We start from the raw sequence: 18,417 nt of genomic DNA on the forward strand, positions 1-18,417 counted from the left end.
TCATGCGCCGCCGCCAGGCTTGCGCTTGGCGGGCCACTCGAAGGCCCGCGGCTGCTTGTTCAGGAAGCGCGCCACCGCGTCCTGGTGATACTCGGTCTTCATCACCATGGCTTGCGCCGCAGCCTCGAGTTCCGCCAGCGTGTCCTGGTCGAGATTGAAGGAACGATTGAGGATGTTCTTGGAGATTCCGATGGCCTGCGTGGCCGCGCCGTGGAAGCGCGCCGCCATCGCCAGCGCCTCGTCAAGAAGCTGGTCTTCGGGCACGACTTCGTAGACGATGCCGAGCGACCGCGCTTCCTCTGCATCGACCTCACGCGCCGAAAACACCAGTTCCTTGGCACGCATCAGGCCGACCACTCGGGGCAGGAGATAGAACGCTCCGAGGTCGGGCACCAGCCCGACGCGGGTGAACACCGCGCAGAAGCGCGCGCTCGGCGTGGCCAGCACGAAGTCGCAGGCCAGCGTCAGGATGAAGCCGGCGCCGAAGGCCGGCCCGTGCACCGCAGCGATGACCGGCTTCTCGAGATTGACCAGCTCACGGAACCAGACATGCAAACGGCGGATGCGGTCGCGATCGGCGAACACCGGGCGCTTCTCGGAGGACAGCGCCTTCAGGTCGCCCCCGGCGCAAAAGGCCTTGCCGCTGCCCGTGAGGACGACGGCGCGCACCTCGGCGTTGTCGCGGGCCTCGTGCACCGCCTCTGCAATGCCCTGGCGCATTTCCAGGTCGAAGGCGTTGCGCAACTCGGGCTTGTTCAGTCGGATAACCAGTGTGGCGCCGTGACGCTCACGCAATACGGAATCGCTCATGTCTTGAATCCCAGGTCGCGCGCGATGATGTTGCGCTGGATGTCGCTGGTGCCTTCGCCTATCACGTAGACGAGGGCGTCGCGGTGGATACGGCCTACCGGATAGTCACGCATGATCCCGGCGCCTCCGTGGATGCGAATCGCGGCCTCGCTGACCGAAACTGCCGCCTCGCTGGCCACCAGCTTGACCTTGGCGGCGGTGGCGGAGTCCAACGTCCCTTGGTCGACCCGCCAAGCCCCGTAGTAAACGAGCCAGCGCGCGGCCTCGATCTGCGCGGCCATGTCCGCCAGGCGGTGGCCCACGGCCTGGTAGTCGCCGATGCGCTTGCCGGCCACCACGCGGTCGCGGGCGTAGGCCAGCGCCGCCTCGTAGGCTGCGCGCGCCATGCCCAGAGCGTTGGCGGCCACGCCAACGCGGTTCTCGCTCAAAGAGTCGAGGATCACCGGGTAGGTGCCTTCGCGGGCACCCAGCAGCGCCTCGTCGGGCACGAGCACGTTGTCGAAGTGGATCAATGCGGTCTCTGAGCCGCGAATGCCCTCTTTGCGCAGCTTGGTCATCGCCACGCCTGGGTTGGGCAGCTCGACGATGAACAGGCTGATCGCCGCGGGCGTCAGTTCCGACCGCGTGCGCGCGGCCACCAGCATGAAGTCGGCGATCGGCGCGTTGGTGATGTAGAGCTTGCTGCCGTCGAGCCGCCAGCCGTCGGATGTGCGGGTGGCCTTGGTGCGCAGGGCGCGCACGTTGGAACCGCCATCGGGCTCGCTCAGCGCAAATGCCGCAATTTTCTCGCCCGCGAGTGCGGGCACGAAGCAGCGCGCGCGCTGCTCCGGCGTGCCGGCGCGCCAGATCGGCCAGATGCCCAGATGCGAATGCGCAGACCAACTCGACGCGAATGCCTGGCTGCAGAAGCTCAGCTCCTCGCGGACGATGCAATCGCTGACCTTGTCCATGCCGCTACCGCCGTCTGCCTCGGGGTAGCGCACGCCGAGCAGGCCGAGTTCGCCCCAGCGGCGGAACACACCGCGCGGGAACGCCTCTTCTTCTTCGGCCCGCATCACCAGCGGCGCCAACTCTTCACGGCACATGCGGCGCACCGTTTCGCGCACAGCCTCGTGTTCGGCAGAGAAGCCAAAATTCAGGCTCATCGATTTCCACCCTCGCCCCGCGCGGGTCCGGATACCGCCCGCGAAACAAGCGCCGCCCGGTCTCGGAGTTCCTCGCCCAGCGCCTTGATCGCGGAGCGTGGCAAATGGGCCGTGAACCCGGTTCCGCTGATGGCCATCACGGGTGTGCCGGCCGAATCCACGACAGCACAGGAAACGCTCGTCACGCCCTTGACGTAGGAGCCCAAGTCGACGGCGTAACCCTTGCGGGCCGCCTCGTCCACGCTACGCATGTAGGCGTCGAACCCCGGTGGATCGTCCCAGCGCAGAGCCTCGACGCGGCGCCGCAGCTCGGCCCGGGTCAGGCCCGAGTGGGCCGCCATGCTGCGGCCGAGCGCCGAAATGAACATCGGCAAGCGCTGCCCGACATTCATGTGTACGCGCATCGTTGCATCGTTGTCGGCACGGTCCACAAGCACCACCCGGTCCTCCGCGGCGCGATGCCAAAGCGTGGCCGTCACGCGGTGGCTTGCGGCAAGCGATTCCAGGTGGGGATGGACAAGACGTGCGTAAGACGCGGTCTCGAGCGCGCCCTTGGCCAGCTCCACCAGCCCCAGGCCGACCCGGTAGGTCTTGGTCGCTTCGTCGAAAGTCACGAGCCTTTCGTGCACCAAGGTCTTCAGCAGATTGAAGCAGGTGCTCGAGTTCAGACCGAGGTCGCGCGAAATACGACTGACCCCCACCGGCGTGGCGGCGATCGCAAGATAGCGCACGACCGCCAGCCCGCTGGCCAGTGCGCCGACAACTTTCTCGGGTGGTTCCATGCGGTCCATGCGCAACTTCGTCGATGGTGAACACAAGCGAGCGATGTTGACACGACGGAACGGATACGTCTACACTTTTTCTCCATACAGATGCATATTCTCTATAGCGAATGAAAGCCGACTATGAACCTGACCCGACGCATGATCCTCACGCTGCCCATGCTCGCCACCGGCCCGCTGGGGGCCCAGGAGAGCTTTCCGGCCAGACCCATCACCCTCGTCATTCCGTCGGTTGCGGGCGGCATCCTTGACACGATCGGACGCATCGTGGGCCGGAGCCTGGAGCCGCTGGGCCAGGCGGTCGTTTGCCAAAACGTCCCGGGCGCCGGCAGCATCCTGGGGACCGACGTGGTCGCCAAGGCGCCCGCCGACGGCTACACGCTCGCGGTGGTTGCAACCAGCCACGCCATCAACCCGAGCGTCTACGCGAAGATGCCGTATGACACGGCTCGCGACCTGGCGCCGGTCACCCATACCGTCAACCTGACCAATTTGCTCGTCATCAGCCCCGCGGTGCAGGTCAACAACCTGCAGGAACTGATCGCGCTGGCCAAGCGCAGACCGGGCGGCCTGACCTTCGGCTCGGCGGGCATCGGCCAATCGAACCACCTCTCGGGAGAGATGCTGCGCACCGCCGCCGGCATCGACATCGTGCATGTCCCCTACAAGGGCAGCGCGTCCGCGATGAACGACGTGCTCGCCGGCCACATCTCGATGATGTTTGTCGACCTGCTGTCGGCGATGCCGCACGTCAAGACGGGGAAGTTGAGGGTGATGGCGGCAACCGGTTTGCAGCGTTCCGCGTCGGCGCCGGAGATCCCGACGCTGCATGAATCCGGCCTGACCGGGTTCAACGGCAATTCCTGGCTCGGGCTAGTCAGTCGCGCCGGAACGCCGAAGCCAGTCATCGACAAACTCAGCGCTGCCGTGACCCTCGCTCTGCGGGACAGTGCCATGCGCCAGCGGCTGATCGCTCAAGGTGTTGAGCCTGTCGGCGGTACCGCGGAAGAGTTCACCAGCTTCCTTGAGGTGGAAAGCAAGCGCTACGCCGCCGCCGTTGCGGCGGCCGGTATCAAGCGCGAGTAGTCGTCTGGCCGCTCAGCTGGGAACCGGCCTGAAACGCGGCAACACGACTTGGTCGTTGATGGACTCACAGACCAGTTCCACAGCCATGTCGAATTGCACGGCCATGGGATCGCCGCCAACCAGTGAGCTGATCATCCGCGGCCCTTCGGCCAATTCGACCAGCAACACGGCATAAGGCGTGTCCTGCTTGAAGGCCGGGCCCGGTGCGCGATGCACCACGCTGAAGGAGTGAACCACGCCGCGCCCGCTGGCGGCACGATGTTCGAGGGCCTGGCTGCCGCACTGGCGACAGATGTCCTGCTGGTAGAGCTGCACGTGCCCGCAGGTCTTGCAGTGCTGAAGCAGCAAGCGACCTTCCTTCAGGCCATCCCAATAGGCCTGCGAGTCCGCATCGGGCACCGGCAACGGCTTGATGTGCGCCTCTTTCGGTTCGATGCGTCTCACAGCGTGGCTTCCGTGCCCAGGATGGTCGTGGCCTGCGTCGCGAACCCTGCGCCCAGGCTGTGGACGAGTCCGAGTTCCGCGCCGGGGACCTGGCGATCCCCGCAGGTTCCCCGGAGCTGCTCCATCACCTCCAGAAAATGGAGCAGCGATCCCGGCATGCCGGGATGCGCGAACGACAGCAACCCGCCGTGCGTGTTGCAAGGGATGCTGCCGCCGTAAGTGATCTGCCGGTCGTCCACGAACCTTCCGCCCTCTCCCTTGGGGCAGAACCCCAGATCCTCGAGCATCATGATGACGGTGCCGGTGAAGCAGTCGTAGACACCGGCTACGTCGATGTCGCGTGGCGTACATCCGGCCATCGCGTAAGCCTTGGCGCTGGACTGGACCGCACCGGTGGTGGTCAGCGACGGCATCAGGAAGATGTGCTCGTGCGTGTAGCACTCGCCGGCACCCAGGATGTAGATCGGCTTGCTCTTGAACTCGCCGACGCGGTCCGCGGAACTCACGATGAAGGCCGCTGCACCGTCGGAGATCAGGGAGCAGTCAAGCTTGTGATAAGGTGTCGTCACCCAGCCGGAACTCAGGACGTCATCGACCGTGATCGGCCCGGTGGTCTGTGCCCCGGGCGTGCGCAAGGCGTGCTCGCGATGAATGACCGCCACCTTGGCGAACTGCTCCGACGTCGTTCCGAACTCCAACATGTGCCGGTGTGCCGTCATCGCGAAAGTATTGGCCACAGGAATGCCGAACGGCATCTCGTACTGCTGATCCCGGCTCTCCGTCATCGAGCGCAATGCCAGATCGGGCGAAAGACCGGTCAGCAGGCTGTCGGCGCCGAGGACGAGCACGTTCTCGGCCAAGCCGCCCGCGATCGCCGCCGCCGCGATGTTGAACATCGTCGCCGCCGTCGCGCCCGACACCTGCAGCGTGTTCGAGAAGGTCGGCACGATACCGAAGTATTCGCTGAACGCGACGCTGAAGCGATGGAATGGGGCGGCGAACGCGACGCTGGTCAAGACGCCGTCGATGGCGCCTCTTTCGATGCCCGCGTCCGTAAGGGCGGCTTTGGCGGCGTCGCAGGCCAACGCCATGGTGCTGCGGCCCGGGACCCGCCCGACGGCGGATCGTCCCGCGCCGACGATTGCCGTGCGGCCGCGAATGCTTCGCGACGAAGGCCGCGACGAAGAAGAAGGGCATGCATCAAGCATTGAAGTTCCCTTTGCCGATCAAGGAAGAGTGCGTCGAATAGCTGGAATGCACCTATTCTAGCCTACCAATCGTTCGTTTGATTGAAGGCACTGACGAAACTCTGCAGCGAGACCACGAGAGCATTGGCCAGCCTCACCCGGTTTCTGGGCAGCGTCGAAGAGCACGGGCACCAACCATGCTGATGCGATAAGTATTCTTATCGATACAGCGCTCATCTCAAACCTGCCGGCACAGTCCATCACTCCAATACAGCGCGAACCGTGGCAGTCACCTTTGCGGCCCTTCGGCCCGTTGCCAGATTGCGCCGACCCCATGAGTCACTCGAAATCGTACGGTACCGCAGTTGAAAGTACGGCTCGGGCACTGCTGGAGCGCCACCGGTGTCCAATGCCGCGGTTTCATGCCCGCTCGCCCTGGTCGGCATCGCCTTCTATCCGGTTCTTATCCATCGGCTCGCAGCTTCGCTCCGCGCTTCCTCCCCACGATCAGTCGCCCTCTCGCAGTTGCGCATCGCTTCGTTCGCTGTGATCAACTTGCGGGAGGACTTGCACCTCCAAGAGTGCGCCCATGCTGGGCGCACAAGAAAAAAGCCCCACGGATGTCCGTGGGGCTCTTCAATCGTCTGTGGCTAGGCAGCGCTGGGCGCTTCCATAGCCTGGGTGCCGGCGAGGTCCTTGTCGAGGTCCAATTCGGCCTCGATCTCCGCCTGCCTGGCGCGTACCTGCGCGAGTTCGTCGCGCTGTTGGAAGTCCTCCAGCAGCATCTTTTCGACGCCAGCCAGCTCTTCCTTCTTCTTCCCGTACTCGAGCCGAAGCTTCACCGGGTCTTCCACGATCCCGGCGATCGCCGTCAGGACAGCGTTGCCGACGCCCACTGCGTCGTGCATGTTCGGCCGGTCCTTCACGCAAGCCCGAAGGCCCGAGTTCGGAGCGACCACTTCCAGGTCGATGCTCACGTAGCTTCGCGAGATCTCCAGATCGAACCCGCCGACGCGCGCGAACGCACCCTCTCGCTTCGCGTTGGAACTAGCTCGGAACGCGGCGCCGATGGCGCCAGCGGTATCGGCTGCGGGCGCGACCGCCGTCGTGCTTGGCGAGCCTATCGGCTCCACCTTCGTTGATCCAGAAACCAGCGCGGCGGACTTCGCGTCCTGCTCGATCCGCACCATGTTCTGGTCGATCCACGCCAATCTCTGCTGCAGGGAGGCCTTGCGGCCCCCAAGTCGCCATCGGTCCTGCTCCCACTGGTCGTAGGCGAACGACAGCTTCTGCACCTTGGCATCCACCGCCACCTTCTCCATGACCAGCGGATTGCCGCTGGCCAAAGCGCGGAGTTCGGCATATGACATCGCCGAGATAGAAATGTCCTCCACCGTTCTCAGGCCCTTGTCGCCGTTCATGACTTGTTCGATGAACTTGCCCTTCACGTCTATCAGGTTCCAGCTGTAACTATCGAAGCTCGCTTCAGTGCAGTACCGCCAAAGCTCGATGCTCTCGCACTCGTTGCCTTGCCGGTCACCGCGCCCATCACGCTGCTCGATGTCGCACGGGCGCCATGGAACGTCGCAATGATGGATGCCTTTGAGCAGCCGTTGCACGTTGCTGCCGGTGCCCAGCTTCGACGTTGACCCGAAAACTACTCGGATGGTACCTTCACGGACCTTCTTGAACAGTTTGGCCTTCGCGCCGTCGGTGTCGTAGTCGTGCACGAACGCGATCTGCTCGGCCGGGATGCCGAGCGCCACGATCAGGCGCCTAAGTTCCTCGTAGACCGAGAATCCCTTCGCACCAGGTGTGCCGATGTCCGAAAACACCAGCTGCGTGTGCCGTTGCTGCTCCCCAGCTTTCCAGATGCGCACTACGTTGTTTGCGATCTGCGCCAGCTTTCCATTCGCATCGCCAGGCAGCGTTGGATTGACCAGCCGCATGTCGAGCGCCGCGCGCCGCCCATCGTTGGTTATGGCCAGCATGTTGTCTTCCTCCGGTTTGACCGTCCGATTCCGGATGGCATCGGCACGTTTGACGAGTTCCGCCGTGAACGCCTTCTGGACGTCGCTCATCTGGGAGACCATGACTTGCGGCTTCCCACCTTCGATGCGCGGGGTGGGCAGGTTCAGCATCCGTTTCGTGCGGATGTCCGCGACGCCACGGAAGATCGCCATCAGCTCGGGCAGGTTCACGAACTTGGCGTAGCGGGACACCGTGCGGAACCCTCTCCCATCTGGGGCAAGCTCCACGCCAGTCACCGTTTCGCCGAAGCTCGCGCTCCACGCGTCGAACTCGTAGAGCCCGTAGCGCTTGAGCGTCACGGGCTGCAGGAAGAGCTGCATGGTGTGCAGCTCCGCCAGCGAATTGCTGATGAAGGTCGCCGTGGCCATGACCAGACCTTCTTCCTTTCCTCCCCGTGCCTGCATGATCAGGCGGGTCTTCATGAACGCGTCGAACGCGCGCTGCGAGGAGGTGTTTGCGAGCCCTGCGACCCGCGGCATCTTGCTCAGCCGCGCCAACGATTTCAGCGCATGCGCTTCGTCGTAGAACAGCTGGTCGATACCCAGTTCATCGAACCAGACCGCGCTTTGAGCGTCGGCCTTTCCATCTTCCACCAAGCGCGTGATCCTGGCTTCGTACTCCTTCATGCGCTTTTCGATTTCCTTGATCGAGCGCTTGGCGCCGCGATCCTGAGTCAGCGACATCATCGTGCGCGCCTCTGCAAGCAGTGCTTCGATGAATGCGCGTTGCTTCTCCGGGCTCAGCATGAGCCGCTCGAAGGTCGACTGGGTCATGATTACCGCGTCCCAGTCGCCGGTGGCGATCCGCGCCACGAAGGCACGACGCTTGTCGCCGGACAGATCGTCCTTAGTGGCCATCAGCACTTTCGCTTGCGGATACAGCCGAACGAACTCGGCGGTGTACTGCGACAAGCAATGATTCGGCGTGATGTGGCACGGCTTCCTTGCCTTGCCCAGCCGACGAAGCTCCATGCTGGCACCAGCCATCACCAGGGTCTTGCCCGCGCCGACGCAATGGCCCAGAAGGACGTTGCCGAACAGGGTCCGCCAGATTCCGGTCTTCTGGTGCGGGTACGGAGTCACCAGCTTGCTCATGCCCGGCAGGTGCAGGTGCGTCCCGTCCCAGTCGCGCGGGCGCGTCTGGTTGAAGGCGTCGTTGTAGATGCGCAGGAGGCGATCGCGTCGCGCGTCGTCTCGGTATACCCACATCCGGAACTCGTCCCGGATGGCCTGCCACTTCTCCCGTGCGGCCATGGTGGCCACCGGGTCGACGACTTGCCGTTCCTGCACGGTTCTGGTGATCGTGGGCGGCTGCTGATTGAGCGCCGCTTCCACAAGAGTCAGCGCGCATCGCTGCGACGTGCCCCATTTGACGGTCTGGAGCGTGCGGTCGCCCACCCAATCCAGACCGCTCCCCCGGGTCTTGATCGACCAGGTTGCCGTGGACTCGTCGAAGGTGACTTGGAAGTCGTCGTCGCGCCGGTCGTTGATCAGCTTCGCGGCGAATTGCTTCACCACGTCGCAGGGGATCCAAGGTGCACCCAGCCTGGCCTCCACCTCGGCGGGACCGAGATCCTGAGGGATCACGGCGACCAGGGCGGGGATGTTGGCTTCGTACTCCGGGCCCGCGGCTCTCGCCTGGGCGATCTTTTCGCGGATGTTGCCGGACAGGTATTCGTCCGCCGGCACCCAGCGTGTCAGAACCGGATCGCGAAAGGCAATGCCCTCCGCCCTCAGTTCTTCGGTCACGGCCCGCACGCCCTTGCCACAGCGCTTGGCCATGTCGCGCAGGTCGATCCTGCCGTGCAGGGAGAGGCTCACGAACATCGCATCCTTGACGGAGTCGACGCGCGCGGGCACCTCGGGCGTTCCCACGGTGCGCTTGGAGAAGATGTCGGCCTTGGTCACCGTCTCGGCTTCCTCGTCCCAAATCTCCAGCGCCAGCAAGAGCGGCCAGTTGGGGTCGCTGCGCATGATTCTGCTGTTGGCCAGCGTCGTCAGCGCGCCTAGTTGCGCCACGAAGGCGTCGTAGGTCTTGTTCAGGTGGCCCTGCAGCCGCCGCAATGCTGCGTCGTCATCCGACGCGGCCTGGTGCTCGATCACGGCAGTCGCCGCATCACGGACAGCGATCATTCCGAGCAGCCGCTTACGCGCGGTGCCGGCGTAGAGGCTGTCCACGTCGAGGACCTCTTGGCCTTCGCTCACGCAGATTCGCCCGCCGCGCTCCAGGAAGGAGCCGGGTTGGACGTTGTCCACGTTCGCGTAGCGCGCCATGGGGGCCTGCGCCGCCATGCACTCTTCGACCTTGGCCTCTTCGTAGAGACCTTCGGGAAGGCCATCGATGAGGCGTGCCAGCCGCTCCTGCAGCTCGGACATTCCGCCGTCGAACACGGGCAACGCGGCCTGGCCGTGTTGCGTGCCGGTCCAGGTGAGCGTGCCCACCATGGCATCGGGATGCCGGTTGTAGTAGGCGTTGATGTCTTCGTGGGTCTGCCGCGTCTGGCCCCAGCTCCGGTCGTACTGCCAGACCGTCTCAGGTTGCCCCGGCGTGAACAGGTGCTTGCCTGCATGGGCAGTGGCAAGCCACTCCGGACTGCCCCCGAACTGCGGGAACTCCCGGCGCTTGAACACGACGATGTCGGTGACGGCTTCGGTGTTCGCGTGCGACGCGAACGCCATGCTGGGCAACCGGAATGCTGCGACGAGTTCGCCGTGCGCATCCAGGTACTTGCGATGCGTGTCGGTCTTGCTGTCCAGCGAGCCGCGGGAAGTGATCAGTACCACCAGCCCGCCCGGGCGCACGAGTTCCAGCGACTTGGCCAGGAACCAGTTGTGGATCAGCCAGGCGGCGTACGGCGCCTTGCTCGTGTCATTTGTTTTGAACTGCCCGAAGGGCGCGTTCCCGATTGCCAGGTCGTAGAACCCGACCGGCAGGTTGGCCGTCTCGAGGCCGCTGGCGTGAACCTGCAGCCCGTAGGGCGCGAAGCAGCGCTCCAGGATGGAGGCGCTCGTCGGATCGACCTCGACCGCTGTCAACGTCGACCGCTTGGCCAGCTGGTGCGGCATGCCGGCGATGACATGGCCGACGCCGGCGGCGGGCTCGATCACGCGACCTCCCCGGAATCCGAGGCGCTGCACGATCGACCACAGCGTGGCGACCAGCTGCGGGGGCGTGAAGAACGAGGTGTTCACGCTTGCCTGCATGGCCGCGAACTCCTTGTCGGTGGTCGCCGCTTCCAGCTCCTGCCGCAGTGCGGACAGGGTGTGTTGCCCAGATCCATCCGGCGAAAACACGCGCGCGGCGCCACCCCAGCCGGAGTAGCGCAGCAACTCGCACATCTGCGCCGCCGTCGCCGTCTGCTGGGAGGATGCAAGTTCCTTGACCAAGCGCACCGCCGCGATGTTGTCCTTGATGCGTTTGGAGACGTTGTCCGCGGGCGCGAACGCCAGCGGATCCAGGACGGGCCAAAGCGTCTTGCGCTCGGCGTAGTCCGTTTTGTCGTCTGCGGCTTCGACCCACCCGGTGTTGACCAGGTCGCTCAGCTCGCCATCGTCGATTTCACCTGTGGTTATGGCGTCGGAGAGATCCAGCGTCACCGCCGCAATCGCACTCGCCGCCTGCGCCACGGCGTGAGGCTTCGAGGGAACCTCGAAGTCCGCCATGCTGAGGCCGCCGAACCACAAGCTTTCGCTGGGCTCGGCAGCTGCACGGTGTTTCACCATGTGTTTGCTCCGTTGTTGAAGCGGGCGACACACGGTCCTTCCCTTGCGGGGTGGACTGCGTGCCCCGCATGGGTTGGAAAGTTGATTTGCGCGGCCCGAGGGTCGCGCTGATGAAGACTTGCGTCTTCGGGGAAACGAGGGCGGCTGGCTGGTCCAGCGCCTTTCTCAAGGGCTTGCGAAGCGCTTGAGAAAGACCTCTCCCTTGCGGAAGAGGCCATCAAATTGCGTCAGAAAGATCCTTCGGCATGCAGCAGCCATTGCGGGCTGCCGATGGGGCCGAGGTTGGTGACGGACATGACGTGACGCTGCGAACGGCAGTTGTAGCCATGGGAGTCGACTCCGCGGCAGACAAAGCAGCCGCCGGCGCCGAAACAGGCATAGGCGCTGGCTTCCAGCAGGCCTTGCAGCCGATCCGTCTCGTCCAGGTGTTCGCCAAGGCGTCGCACGGTGGCACTGTCCCAAGCGACGAAGCGATCGAACGTCGTGACTTCGATGGCGACGCGGCCACCGAACCACTTGGGCGCCCGGTGGCTCACTTCGACCGCCTGCCCCGACTTGAGCAGCTGGTCAAACGCTTCGCAGGTCATCGCGGCCGCCGTGGACCATCGGTTGGGCTCGTTCATCTTCATGCCGAGCCCTCCCCGTCGAAGGCGCCCTGCAGGGCCGCTTCGGCGTCGGGTGCGAGTCCCGTGGACCGAGCTTTGCGCGCTGCGCGCGGACGTGCGGGCCGTTCCTCCGCCCGCAGTGCGGGAGCAGGAGCGTTCTCGGCTGGCGCCGGTTCCAGAGCCACCGCCTCGGGAGTCGTGGCCTTGGCGTCACGGCGCGCCAATCGCCTGGTGCGCTCCAACTGCTTGGAGCGCTGGTCCTTCGTCTTGGCCACCGGGTCATAGCCCTGGATGGCGATGCTGATCCTTCTGGGGCGCTCGATGGCGAAATGGCTTTTGGCCATGGGTGTCCCCTGGTTGTGAATGGAAAGTGGGTGAGTTCCGCCACTGGCGTGGCGGGCGCCGGCGCGTAGTGGCCGACTGGAAGATGGTCCGGCCTCGGCGGCACGGAACCCAGTTCATTGCTGGCATGGCGCCAGCTGCGAGACCAAAGGTCAGGCTGCGAACAATTCTAGGAGTGGTCAGGCATGCTGTCCAAGGATCGCGACCATGCGGCTTGCACAACGGCCGTGTCAGCGTCCGTTGAGTGCGCTCCGCATGCCCTCGGTGGCTCCTATATTGGCGCATGGTCGACCCGCAGGAGATCTTCGCCACGTCCTTTCTGGGCCCATGGGTGCCGCAGGCGAAGGACGGCCCCCGGCGCCGACACGTCTACCTCTCACTGGCGCACTGGTACGAGGCGGCCAAGTTCATGCCGCATGCCCCCGCCCACCGCGACGCCGTGGCCTTCTGCCCGACCGTTGCCGAGGCGCGCAAGTACGCGCGGCTGCGCGAACCGGAGTGGCGGTCGGACTGGCAGATGACGCGGCACTCCGTCCTGATCGCCGGGCTGGCGATGCTGACGCTGCAGCGCCCCGAGCTCGAGCTGCAGAAGGTGCCGCTTGACGGCCTGAAAGGTGCCCTGAGCGGCCACCTGAAGAAGGTCCCGGAACGGTTCGTGGATGCGTGCCTTGGCCGGTTCGATCAGTGGCGTACTGCGCCTCGCATCGCCGTGTTCGGGGCAGAGGCAGCGCCAAATGACGTTGTCGGAACGCGCATGGCCAAGTTGGTCGCGCCGATGCCCAGCTGGACGCTCATCACCACCAGCCACCGGCGAACCCCGTGGACGTTGCATGACTGGGCCCTGTCCCACTACGTCCCGGTGCAGTACGTCGGCCAGGCCGATGCGCGAGCGAGCCGTCCCCTGGCACGACAGGTGGTGGAAGCGGCCGACCACGTCATCGTGTTCGAGCAGCGCCGGGACAAGCGCTTCGATCACGTGATCCAACACGGCAAGGAGCTCAAGCGCAAGCTGACGCTGGAGCTGTACGACGCTGCCGGCGGCGCCGGCTCACCCGGGCAGCTCACGCTCGCCTGAAAGACGAACGGCCCGGGCAGCAGGTGCTGCGCCGGGCCATCCAAGTTGGACCGATCAGAGGGTTCCCGGCGCCGGCAGGTGCTGAACCTGACGAATCACGCGGGTCGCCGCTCCTGTGGTCGTGACGTAGACCATCTCGCCGGGAAACACCATGTCGAACGGTGCCGGCTGCACGATGGTGACGATCCGCGGCTGCTGGTACCCGACGGGTGCGAGCTGCACGATGATCTCCTGCGCCTGGTTGCGGGCCACGACATGCGCGGTGCGCTCGCCGAGCACGCCGCCCACGATGGTCACTGCTGCCGCGACCGCGTAGCGGTGCCGCGAGTTGGAAGCCGCGCCCGCCGCGAGCCCCAGGGTCGACCCAAGGGCAGCACCGGCGGCGCGATCACGGTAGCTCGGCTCGACCTCGCGGATCGCGACCTGCAGCACGACGCCTGCCGCTGTGGGCGCGGCGAACTGCGCCTGCGGTTGCGCATACACGTTGCCGCTTTGGGCGTGCGCGCCGCGCGGCACCACGAACGCCAGCACGAGGACGGCAAGCGCGTAGACCGCGAGCAGCACGCGGCCATGCAGCGACAGCGAGCGGTAGGTGGAAAACAGCTTTCTCATGGTGATGCTCCGATTGAAGAGAGCACCGCCCCTGCCGGGGACATAGTGCCCCCATTGGGTTGAAGAAAGTGCGCCAGGCCGGCCGCTTTCGCGGGCCACCAAGCTATTCGGACAAGGCGTCCGGTTCATCCGGGTCGATCAGTTCCTGATCTTCCACTGACCACGCCGGGCGCGAGACGCGCGCGTCGTGGTCGCACGTGCGGCCGCCACGGGGCTTGCGCGAGGCAAGTCCGAGCAACAGCAACACGACGCCGATGATTCCGATGGCAAGGCTCATGGGGAAACTCCTCCCGAGCCCGACTGGCCCCGGGCCGCTGTGGGCCCGAAACGGGTCTGGTGGTTGGCTGCGAGATGCAGCCGAATTGGCGAAGGCCAAGACCACCGCATTGGACCCGGGCCCACGCAGCCGGTCAATCGTCTGCGAGCGCGTGTCCCGTCCTTTGACACGGATTCGTGCCGTTGCGCAGGGCGGTGCGCCCCCTCACCGACCTTGTAATCGTTGGAAGTCAGCGGACAAAAGCGTGCCTGCGCCAACCCACCAACCCCTGTCAATCGTCTCCCACGTGGTGAACCCGCCCAACATGGGCCCGGTGCGTGCTCGGCCCGCGGGCTCATCCAGGCGCCGGGCACCAGGTCTGCCCACCGAACTCGACGCCGACCTGCGCCGCCTCGTCGAAGCCTCACATGGCCCGGCACGCCAGGAGCGCTCCGCGCGCTTGCGTCGCCTGCGCAAGATCTTCGGGGAGTTGGCGGCTGCGGGCGTGAGCCTCCAGTCCGTCAAACAGCTGCAGCTGGCCGACGCGAAGCAGTTGGTGTTGCATTGGGTGCGCGACGGCCGCGCCGAGTCCACGATTCGGAGCGACTGGTCGCGCCTTCGCACGATACTGCGCGACGCCGGCGTCGAGTACTCAAACGTCTCGCTGGACGCCGTATGGCCAGCCGAAGCCCTGGGCGCTAAGGACGCACGAGGCGGCACCCCACGCCGGGGCAAAGCCGCAGCAGTCGACGTTCTCTCACTGGCCGCGACGGACGACGACCCGACCTACTACCTCGTCGAGCAGGTTCGTGCTTCGTATCGGACGTCGATCCGCCAGGCGCTTGAGCTGCCTTTCGCATTCTTCCGCGAGGTCGGAAACGGAATTGCGCCTTCGTCCGGCCGACGACAAGTGCTTGAGGCCATCGCAGCCGCCCCAGAAGCGAGCCGGCAACTGGCAGCCCAGGTTGCGTCCTTTCTGGTGGACAGCGAGCGCGCGCAATTGCTCTGGACCGGGCTCGACATCGCCAGGGGTGTTCGCAAGCACGAGAACCACCTCTCTTACCTGCGCCGCCGCGCGCAAGGGTCTTCCTGACATCACCTTCATTCCACTGGAGAAACCTATGACTGCATCCGTCGCCGAGATCAATCTGCCCAAGAACAAGCGCTCAGGCTTGGCGGGGGTGCTCTGGGCATGCCGCACGTTCGCGCCGAGCATCACTGACATCCTGATCAAGGAAGGCGAGCCCATCCGCGCGAAGTCGGCTCGCGGTGTCGTGCCCCTCTCCGAGCTACACGTGCCCAATGCCGACCTTCCCATCGGCGCGGACGAGATCCGCTACTTCATGGCGCACTTCGTCGACCGGCTCTCGCCGAACGAGAGCGCCAACGACCACTGGAAGGCCAACTACGCCCCCAGCCTGTCGAAGCGGCTTCCCGTTTACCGGACCATGGAGTTGAGCCCTGACAAGCCGGGCGATCCGGTCCCGCACCTTCGCTTGTCCCTGTATCTGCAGGGACGGGGCCGCCTGGCGCTCATCGCCCGCCCCGTCCTGACGCCGCCGGCCTTGGATACGCTGGCCCTCCCGAAGGCACTGGTCCATCGGCTTCGAAGCGCGCCCAAGGGACTGCTCATCCTCACTGGACCCACCGGCGCAGGCAAGACGACGACCGCCTACTCGATCCTGGAGGAACTTAAGGAGTGCCAGTCGGGACACATCGTGACCATCGAGGATCCGATCGAGCGACCGCTGGACTCGGCCCGGAGCATCGTGACGCAGCGCGAGGTCGGCGAAGACGTGAACTCCTTCGGCGACGGCCTGTACGAAGCGCTGCGCCAATCCCCGGATGTGATCCTCGCAGGCGAGGTGCGCGACGAGGACGCCGGCGCGGCTGCCATTCTGGGTGGCCAGTCGGGCGCCCTGATGATCGCCACCATGCACGGGATGTCGATCCAGGGCACGCTGGACAAGCTCCTCTCGCTGGGCGGTGGCGAAGCGAAGCGGACGATGCTCGCGGGTTCGCTGCTCGCGATCCTTCGCCTCGAGCTCGTACCCTACCTGGACGGTTCGAAGTATGCGCTGGTGCACGAAGCATTGATGGGGACCGACGAGGTGTGCCTGGCGCTGCGCACTGGAGACGTCAAGGCTTTGAAGAACATCATGTCGAGCCCGACCGACTCCGAGAGCTTCTATCCCATGAGCGCGCAGATCCAGCGCCTGGTCGGCGGTCGAGTCGTAGCGCCCGAAGCTGCCGGCAGGGCGGACGGTTTGCAGCGCGGCAGAGCGAGCGCTCTGCGATAACCTCTCGCGGTGCCCGGACTAGCGCAGGGGCATCGCGGCGGCGCGTGCGCGCGCCGTCGTTCCCACGGAAGCTGGGAAGAGGCCCCCCGATCCGCCGCCGTTCACGCCCCGCCCTTCCGGCGCCGGCGCCCTCCCCTTGGAAAGCACGGCCTCGCGATCCTGCACCGCGGCAAGCACGGCCGCGCCGCGAACTGCTTCAATCTTGCCCTGCTGAACCAGCTGCTGCACGATCTCGACCATTGGAATCGCGCCCTGGACATTGCCATTGCGCAGGGACTGCTCAAGGTTGTCCATCGCACCCTTGCCGGAATCGGTCATGATCGCAGCCATCGCTGCGTGAACTTCTGGGGCCATCGGAAGCAGCTCGTACGCCAGGTGGCTGGTCTTCTCTCGCCCCACAACGAGAGCCTGGGCAAGGACGCCCACCAGGCACCCTGCCAGAGCCTGAGCATCCGCAGGCGAATTCTGAACGTACGCCGCCATCTTCTTCAGCGCGGCCGTCGTCGTGGGCGCGTGCATGCTGGTGATCACCAGGTGTCCCGACTCGCCGATCCGAAGCGCCGCAAGGAACGTCTCGGGATCACGAATCTCACCGATCAGCGTGACGTCGGGTACAAAGCGCAGCAGGTCCTTGACGCCGTCCGCATACGAAGGCGTGTCGACGCCAACCTCGCGCTGGTTGATTGCCGACTTCTTCCGTTCGTGCACGTATTCGACCGGATCCTCGATGGTGACGATGTTCGCGCACTGCGATTCATTGATCTCATTGATGATGGCGGCGAGCGTCGTGCTCTTTCCTGAGCCAGTCGGGCCCGTCACAACCAGTAGCCCGTTTGTGGGCGCGTAGAGCCTGCGCAGCTGCACCGGCAGACCCAGCTTCTCAATCGACTCCGGGACGTCCTTCAGGCTTCGAACCACCAGACCGAAGTCTTCCCCCATGCCCTGCTTTTGCAAACTGCAGCGAACACGGTAGGAGCTCACCCTCTCGCCGGCACCCACGCTATTCAGCAGGGTGGCAGGATTGAGCGAGCCCACGCGATGCAGCTCGTCTTCCCACGGGGCGATCTTGCTGCCTTCGCGGGCATACACCATGTTCATGAATGCCCGGATCGAGGCGTTTGAGGAGACCATCTCGCCACCATCGGGGCCGATCGCCGTTTCCCACATGAAGCGTCCACGCCGAACCCGAATGGGCCGGCCTGTCTCCACATGGACGTCGCTGAATTCACCGCCCTGCTGCAGGAGGTGGATCAACTGCCCTGCCAGCTGAGTGTCTTTGTCGTGTGTGCCGTGCATACAGAAGCTCGTTAGTTTGGAAGGGCATTGCCGAACGTGGTCAGTTCGGTCGGGCTGATGAAGTTGGAGAGATTGACCTGCCACCCCTCGCCGCAGGCCTGGTAGGTCGAAGTGGAGCGAACGGCGCTGCATCCGCCCATGTTTCCAACGGGAACATAGCCACCCACAGTTCCGAGGCTTGCCTTCCCCGCGGCAAGCGCCGTGGAAGTGTCTCGGTTCATCGAGGCCGATGTGAGAGCACCGGAAGGTGATGCCAGCACGAAGAAGGCCTCATGACCGCCGGTTGCCGCCGGCGTCGCGTCGTAGATGCGGCGCAGAATGACGGTGAATCTTCCATCCTTTGTCTCGGTGCTCAGCCCTTCGGGCCAAAGGCCCTTCGCAACCAGCAGCGTGGCATCGAAGGCGCAGGTGTGCAGCGTCGTACTGTTGGCTTGGGTTCCGCCAGTCCCATCGGCGTTGACACCCAACATGCAGTACTGGTTCGCGCTGACCCCCGTGTCCATCGCAGCGTCGTACGCAGTGCGGTTGTTCAAGAAATACTGGGAAGCGACCTGGATGAACATCGACTGCGCTTCGGCATCTGACTTTGCCTTCAGCTGCACGTCGTTCTGCCGCTGCATGTCGAGAACGTAGGCGATGACAAGGCCTAGCACGGCCGCACCGATCACCAATTCCACCAGCAATGCTCCGCGTTGCAATCTCCGCTGGGCTTTTCTCATGCTCT

At 65.0% G+C, this 18,417-nt stretch carries 17 protein-coding genes; 5 read left to right on the plus strand and 12 right to left on the minus strand.

Annotation, left to right across the window (positions count from 1 at the left end; genetic code table 11):
• The 3 genes from FN976_RS10865 to FN976_RS10875 are packed head-to-tail and all read right to left on the minus strand — an operon-like array spanning position 1 to position 2,746.
• Entirely contained in the window at positions 1–810 is an 810-nt protein-coding gene (locus tag FN976_RS10865; RefSeq protein WP_145893023.1) for an enoyl-CoA hydratase/isomerase family protein, read from the minus strand.
• The gene (locus FN976_RS10870; protein ID WP_145893024.1) at positions 807–1,955 is read right to left on the minus strand and encodes an acyl-CoA dehydrogenase family protein; all 1,149 of its coding nucleotides are present in this window, start codon (positions 1,953–1,955) and stop codon (positions 807–809) included. Before FN976_RS10870 ends, FN976_RS10865 begins: the two co-directional genes overlap by 4 nt.
• Entirely contained in the window at positions 1,952–2,746 is a 795-nt protein-coding gene (locus FN976_RS10875) for an IclR family transcriptional regulator (RefSeq protein ID WP_145893025.1), read from the minus strand. Before FN976_RS10875 ends, FN976_RS10870 begins: the two co-directional genes overlap by 4 nt.
• Before the next feature lie 114 nt (positions 2,747–2,860).
• On the opposite strand from FN976_RS10875, the gene FN976_RS10880 reads away from it, so the two are divergent.
• Positions 2,861–3,823, plus strand: a complete 963-nt coding sequence (locus FN976_RS10880; RefSeq protein WP_145893026.1) for a tripartite tricarboxylate transporter substrate binding protein — start codon at positions 2,861–2,863, stop codon at positions 3,821–3,823.
• Positions 3,824–3,835: 12 nt separating this feature from the next.
• On the opposite strand, the gene FN976_RS10885 is transcribed toward FN976_RS10880, so the two are convergent.
• Together FN976_RS10885 and FN976_RS10890 are read right to left on the minus strand one after the other, a co-directional pair.
• Positions 3,836–4,267: a Zn-ribbon domain-containing OB-fold protein gene (locus FN976_RS10885; protein WP_255440303.1), complete on the minus strand. Its 432-nt coding sequence runs from the start codon at positions 4,265–4,267 to the stop codon at positions 3,836–3,838.
• Positions 4,264–5,214: a thiolase C-terminal domain-containing protein gene (locus FN976_RS10890; RefSeq protein ID WP_255440304.1), complete on the minus strand. Its 951-nt coding sequence runs from the start codon at positions 5,212–5,214 to the stop codon at positions 4,264–4,266. Before FN976_RS10890 ends, FN976_RS10885 begins: the two co-directional genes overlap by 4 nt.
• Between FN976_RS10890 and FN976_RS29430 the strand changes: the two genes are divergently transcribed.
• Positions 5,195–5,536 carry a hypothetical protein gene (locus FN976_RS29430; RefSeq protein WP_255440306.1) on the plus strand — a complete coding sequence of 114 codons (342 nt, stop codon included), beginning with the start codon at positions 5,195–5,197 and terminating at the stop codon, positions 5,534–5,536. The genes FN976_RS10890 and FN976_RS29430 overlap by 20 nt on opposite strands.
• 568 nt (positions 5,537–6,104) lie before the next feature.
• Here the strand turns inward: FN976_RS29430 and FN976_RS10895 are convergent.
• From FN976_RS10895 to FN976_RS10905, 3 genes are all read right to left on the minus strand, one after another.
• Positions 6,105–11,147, minus strand: a complete 5,043-nt coding sequence (locus FN976_RS10895) for a helicase (RefSeq protein WP_255440307.1) — start codon at positions 11,145–11,147, stop codon at positions 6,105–6,107.
• Positions 11,148–11,434: 287 nt separating this feature from the next.
• The gene (locus FN976_RS10900) at positions 11,435–11,836 is read right to left on the minus strand and encodes a hypothetical protein (RefSeq protein ID WP_145893029.1); all 402 of its coding nucleotides are present in this window, start codon (positions 11,834–11,836) and stop codon (positions 11,435–11,437) included.
• On the minus strand, positions 11,833–12,156 hold the full coding sequence (locus FN976_RS10905) for a hypothetical protein (protein ID WP_145893030.1): 324 nt from the start codon (positions 12,154–12,156) through the stop codon (positions 11,833–11,835). The genes FN976_RS10900 and FN976_RS10905 overlap by 4 nt, the downstream gene beginning before the upstream one ends.
• Positions 12,157–12,437: 281 nt before the next feature.
• Between FN976_RS10905 and FN976_RS10910 the strand changes: the two genes are divergently transcribed.
• The gene (locus FN976_RS10910; protein ID WP_145893031.1) at positions 12,438–13,229 is read left to right on the plus strand and encodes an NADAR family protein; all 792 of its coding nucleotides are present in this window, start codon (positions 12,438–12,440) and stop codon (positions 13,227–13,229) included.
• 54 nt (positions 13,230–13,283) lie between these two features.
• Here FN976_RS10910 and FN976_RS10915 read toward each other — a convergent pair whose 3' ends face one another.
• Together FN976_RS10915 and FN976_RS28825 are read right to left on the minus strand one after the other, a co-directional pair.
• A complete protein-coding gene (locus FN976_RS10915) occupies positions 13,284–13,841 on the minus strand; it encodes a hypothetical protein (protein ID WP_145893032.1) in 558 nt (185 codons plus the stop codon).
• A gap of 103 nt (positions 13,842–13,944) precedes the next feature.
• On the minus strand, positions 13,945–14,118 hold the full coding sequence (locus tag FN976_RS28825; RefSeq protein ID WP_186510823.1) for a hypothetical protein: 174 nt from the start codon (positions 14,116–14,118) through the stop codon (positions 13,945–13,947).
• A 304-nt stretch (positions 14,119–14,422) separates the two neighbouring features.
• On the opposite strand from FN976_RS28825, the gene FN976_RS10920 reads away from it, so the two are divergent.
• Together FN976_RS10920 and FN976_RS10925 are read left to right on the plus strand one after the other, a co-directional pair.
• On the plus strand, positions 14,423–15,190 hold the full coding sequence (locus FN976_RS10920) for a phage integrase N-terminal domain-containing protein (RefSeq protein WP_255440333.1): 768 nt from the start codon (positions 14,423–14,425) through the stop codon (positions 15,188–15,190).
• Positions 15,191–15,218: 28 nt separating this feature from the next.
• Positions 15,219–16,397, plus strand: a complete 1,179-nt coding sequence (locus FN976_RS10925) for an ATPase, T2SS/T4P/T4SS family (RefSeq protein WP_145893034.1) — start codon at positions 15,219–15,221, stop codon at positions 16,395–16,397.
• Between the two features lie 18 nt (positions 16,398–16,415).
• On the opposite strand, the gene FN976_RS10930 is transcribed toward FN976_RS10925, so the two are convergent.
• On the minus strand, positions 16,416–17,693 hold the full coding sequence (locus FN976_RS10930) for a type IV pilus twitching motility protein PilT (RefSeq protein WP_186510825.1): 1,278 nt from the start codon (positions 17,691–17,693) through the stop codon (positions 16,416–16,418).
• An 11-nt stretch (positions 17,694–17,704) separates the two neighbouring features.
• On the minus strand, positions 17,705–18,412 hold the full coding sequence (locus tag FN976_RS28830) for a type II secretion system protein (protein ID WP_186510826.1): 708 nt from the start codon (positions 18,410–18,412) through the stop codon (positions 17,705–17,707).
• Positions 18,413–18,417: the final 5 nt, after the last annotated feature.

It is taken from the genome of Caenimonas sedimenti (assembly GCF_007833165.1).
Taxonomy (GTDB): domain Bacteria; phylum Pseudomonadota; class Gammaproteobacteria; order Burkholderiales; family Burkholderiaceae_C; genus Ramlibacter; species Ramlibacter sedimenti.

What these genes read in the sequence shown, in the direction of transcription:
- FN976_RS10865 (WP_145893023.1), bottom strand. Translation starts at nt 810, where the DNA reads ATGAGCGATTCCGTATTGCGTGAGCGTCACGGCGCCACACTGGTTATC.
- FN976_RS10870 (WP_145893024.1), bottom strand. Translation starts at nt 1,955, where the DNA reads ATGAGCCTGAATTTTGGCTTCTCTGCCGAACACGAGGCTGTGCGCGAA.
- FN976_RS10875 (WP_145893025.1), bottom strand. Translation starts at nt 2,746, where the DNA reads ATGGACCGCATGGAACCACCCGAGAAAGTTGTCGGCGCACTGGCCAGC.
- FN976_RS10880 (WP_145893026.1), top strand. Translation starts at nt 2,861, where the DNA reads ATGAACCTGACCCGACGCATGATCCTCACGCTGCCCATGCTCGCCACC.
- FN976_RS10895 (WP_255440307.1), bottom strand. Translation starts at nt 11,147, where the DNA reads ATGGCGGACTTCGAGGTTCCCTCGAAGCCTCACGCCGTGGCGCAGGCG.
- FN976_RS10900 (WP_145893029.1), bottom strand. Translation starts at nt 11,836, where the DNA reads ATGAAGATGAACGAGCCCAACCGATGGTCCACGGCGGCCGCGATGACC.
- FN976_RS10905 (WP_145893030.1), bottom strand. Translation starts at nt 12,156, where the DNA reads ATGGCCAAAAGCCATTTCGCCATCGAGCGCCCCAGAAGGATCAGCATC.
- FN976_RS10910 (WP_145893031.1), top strand. Translation starts at nt 12,438, where the DNA reads ATGGTCGACCCGCAGGAGATCTTCGCCACGTCCTTTCTGGGCCCATGG.
- FN976_RS10915 (WP_145893032.1), bottom strand. Translation starts at nt 13,841, where the DNA reads ATGAGAAAGCTGTTTTCCACCTACCGCTCGCTGTCGCTGCATGGCCGC.
- FN976_RS28825 (WP_186510823.1), bottom strand. Translation starts at nt 14,118, where the DNA reads ATGAGCCTTGCCATCGGAATCATCGGCGTCGTGTTGCTGTTGCTCGGA.
- FN976_RS10920 (WP_255440333.1), top strand. Translation starts at nt 14,423, where the DNA reads ATGGGCCCGGTGCGTGCTCGGCCCGCGGGCTCATCCAGGCGCCGGGCA.
- FN976_RS10925 (WP_145893034.1), top strand. Translation starts at nt 15,219, where the DNA reads ATGACTGCATCCGTCGCCGAGATCAATCTGCCCAAGAACAAGCGCTCA.
- FN976_RS10930 (WP_186510825.1), bottom strand. Translation starts at nt 17,693, where the DNA reads ATGCACGGCACACACGACAAAGACACTCAGCTGGCAGGGCAGTTGATC.
- FN976_RS28830 (WP_186510826.1), bottom strand. Translation starts at nt 18,412, where the DNA reads ATGAGAAAAGCCCAGCGGAGATTGCAACGCGGAGCATTGCTGGTGGAA.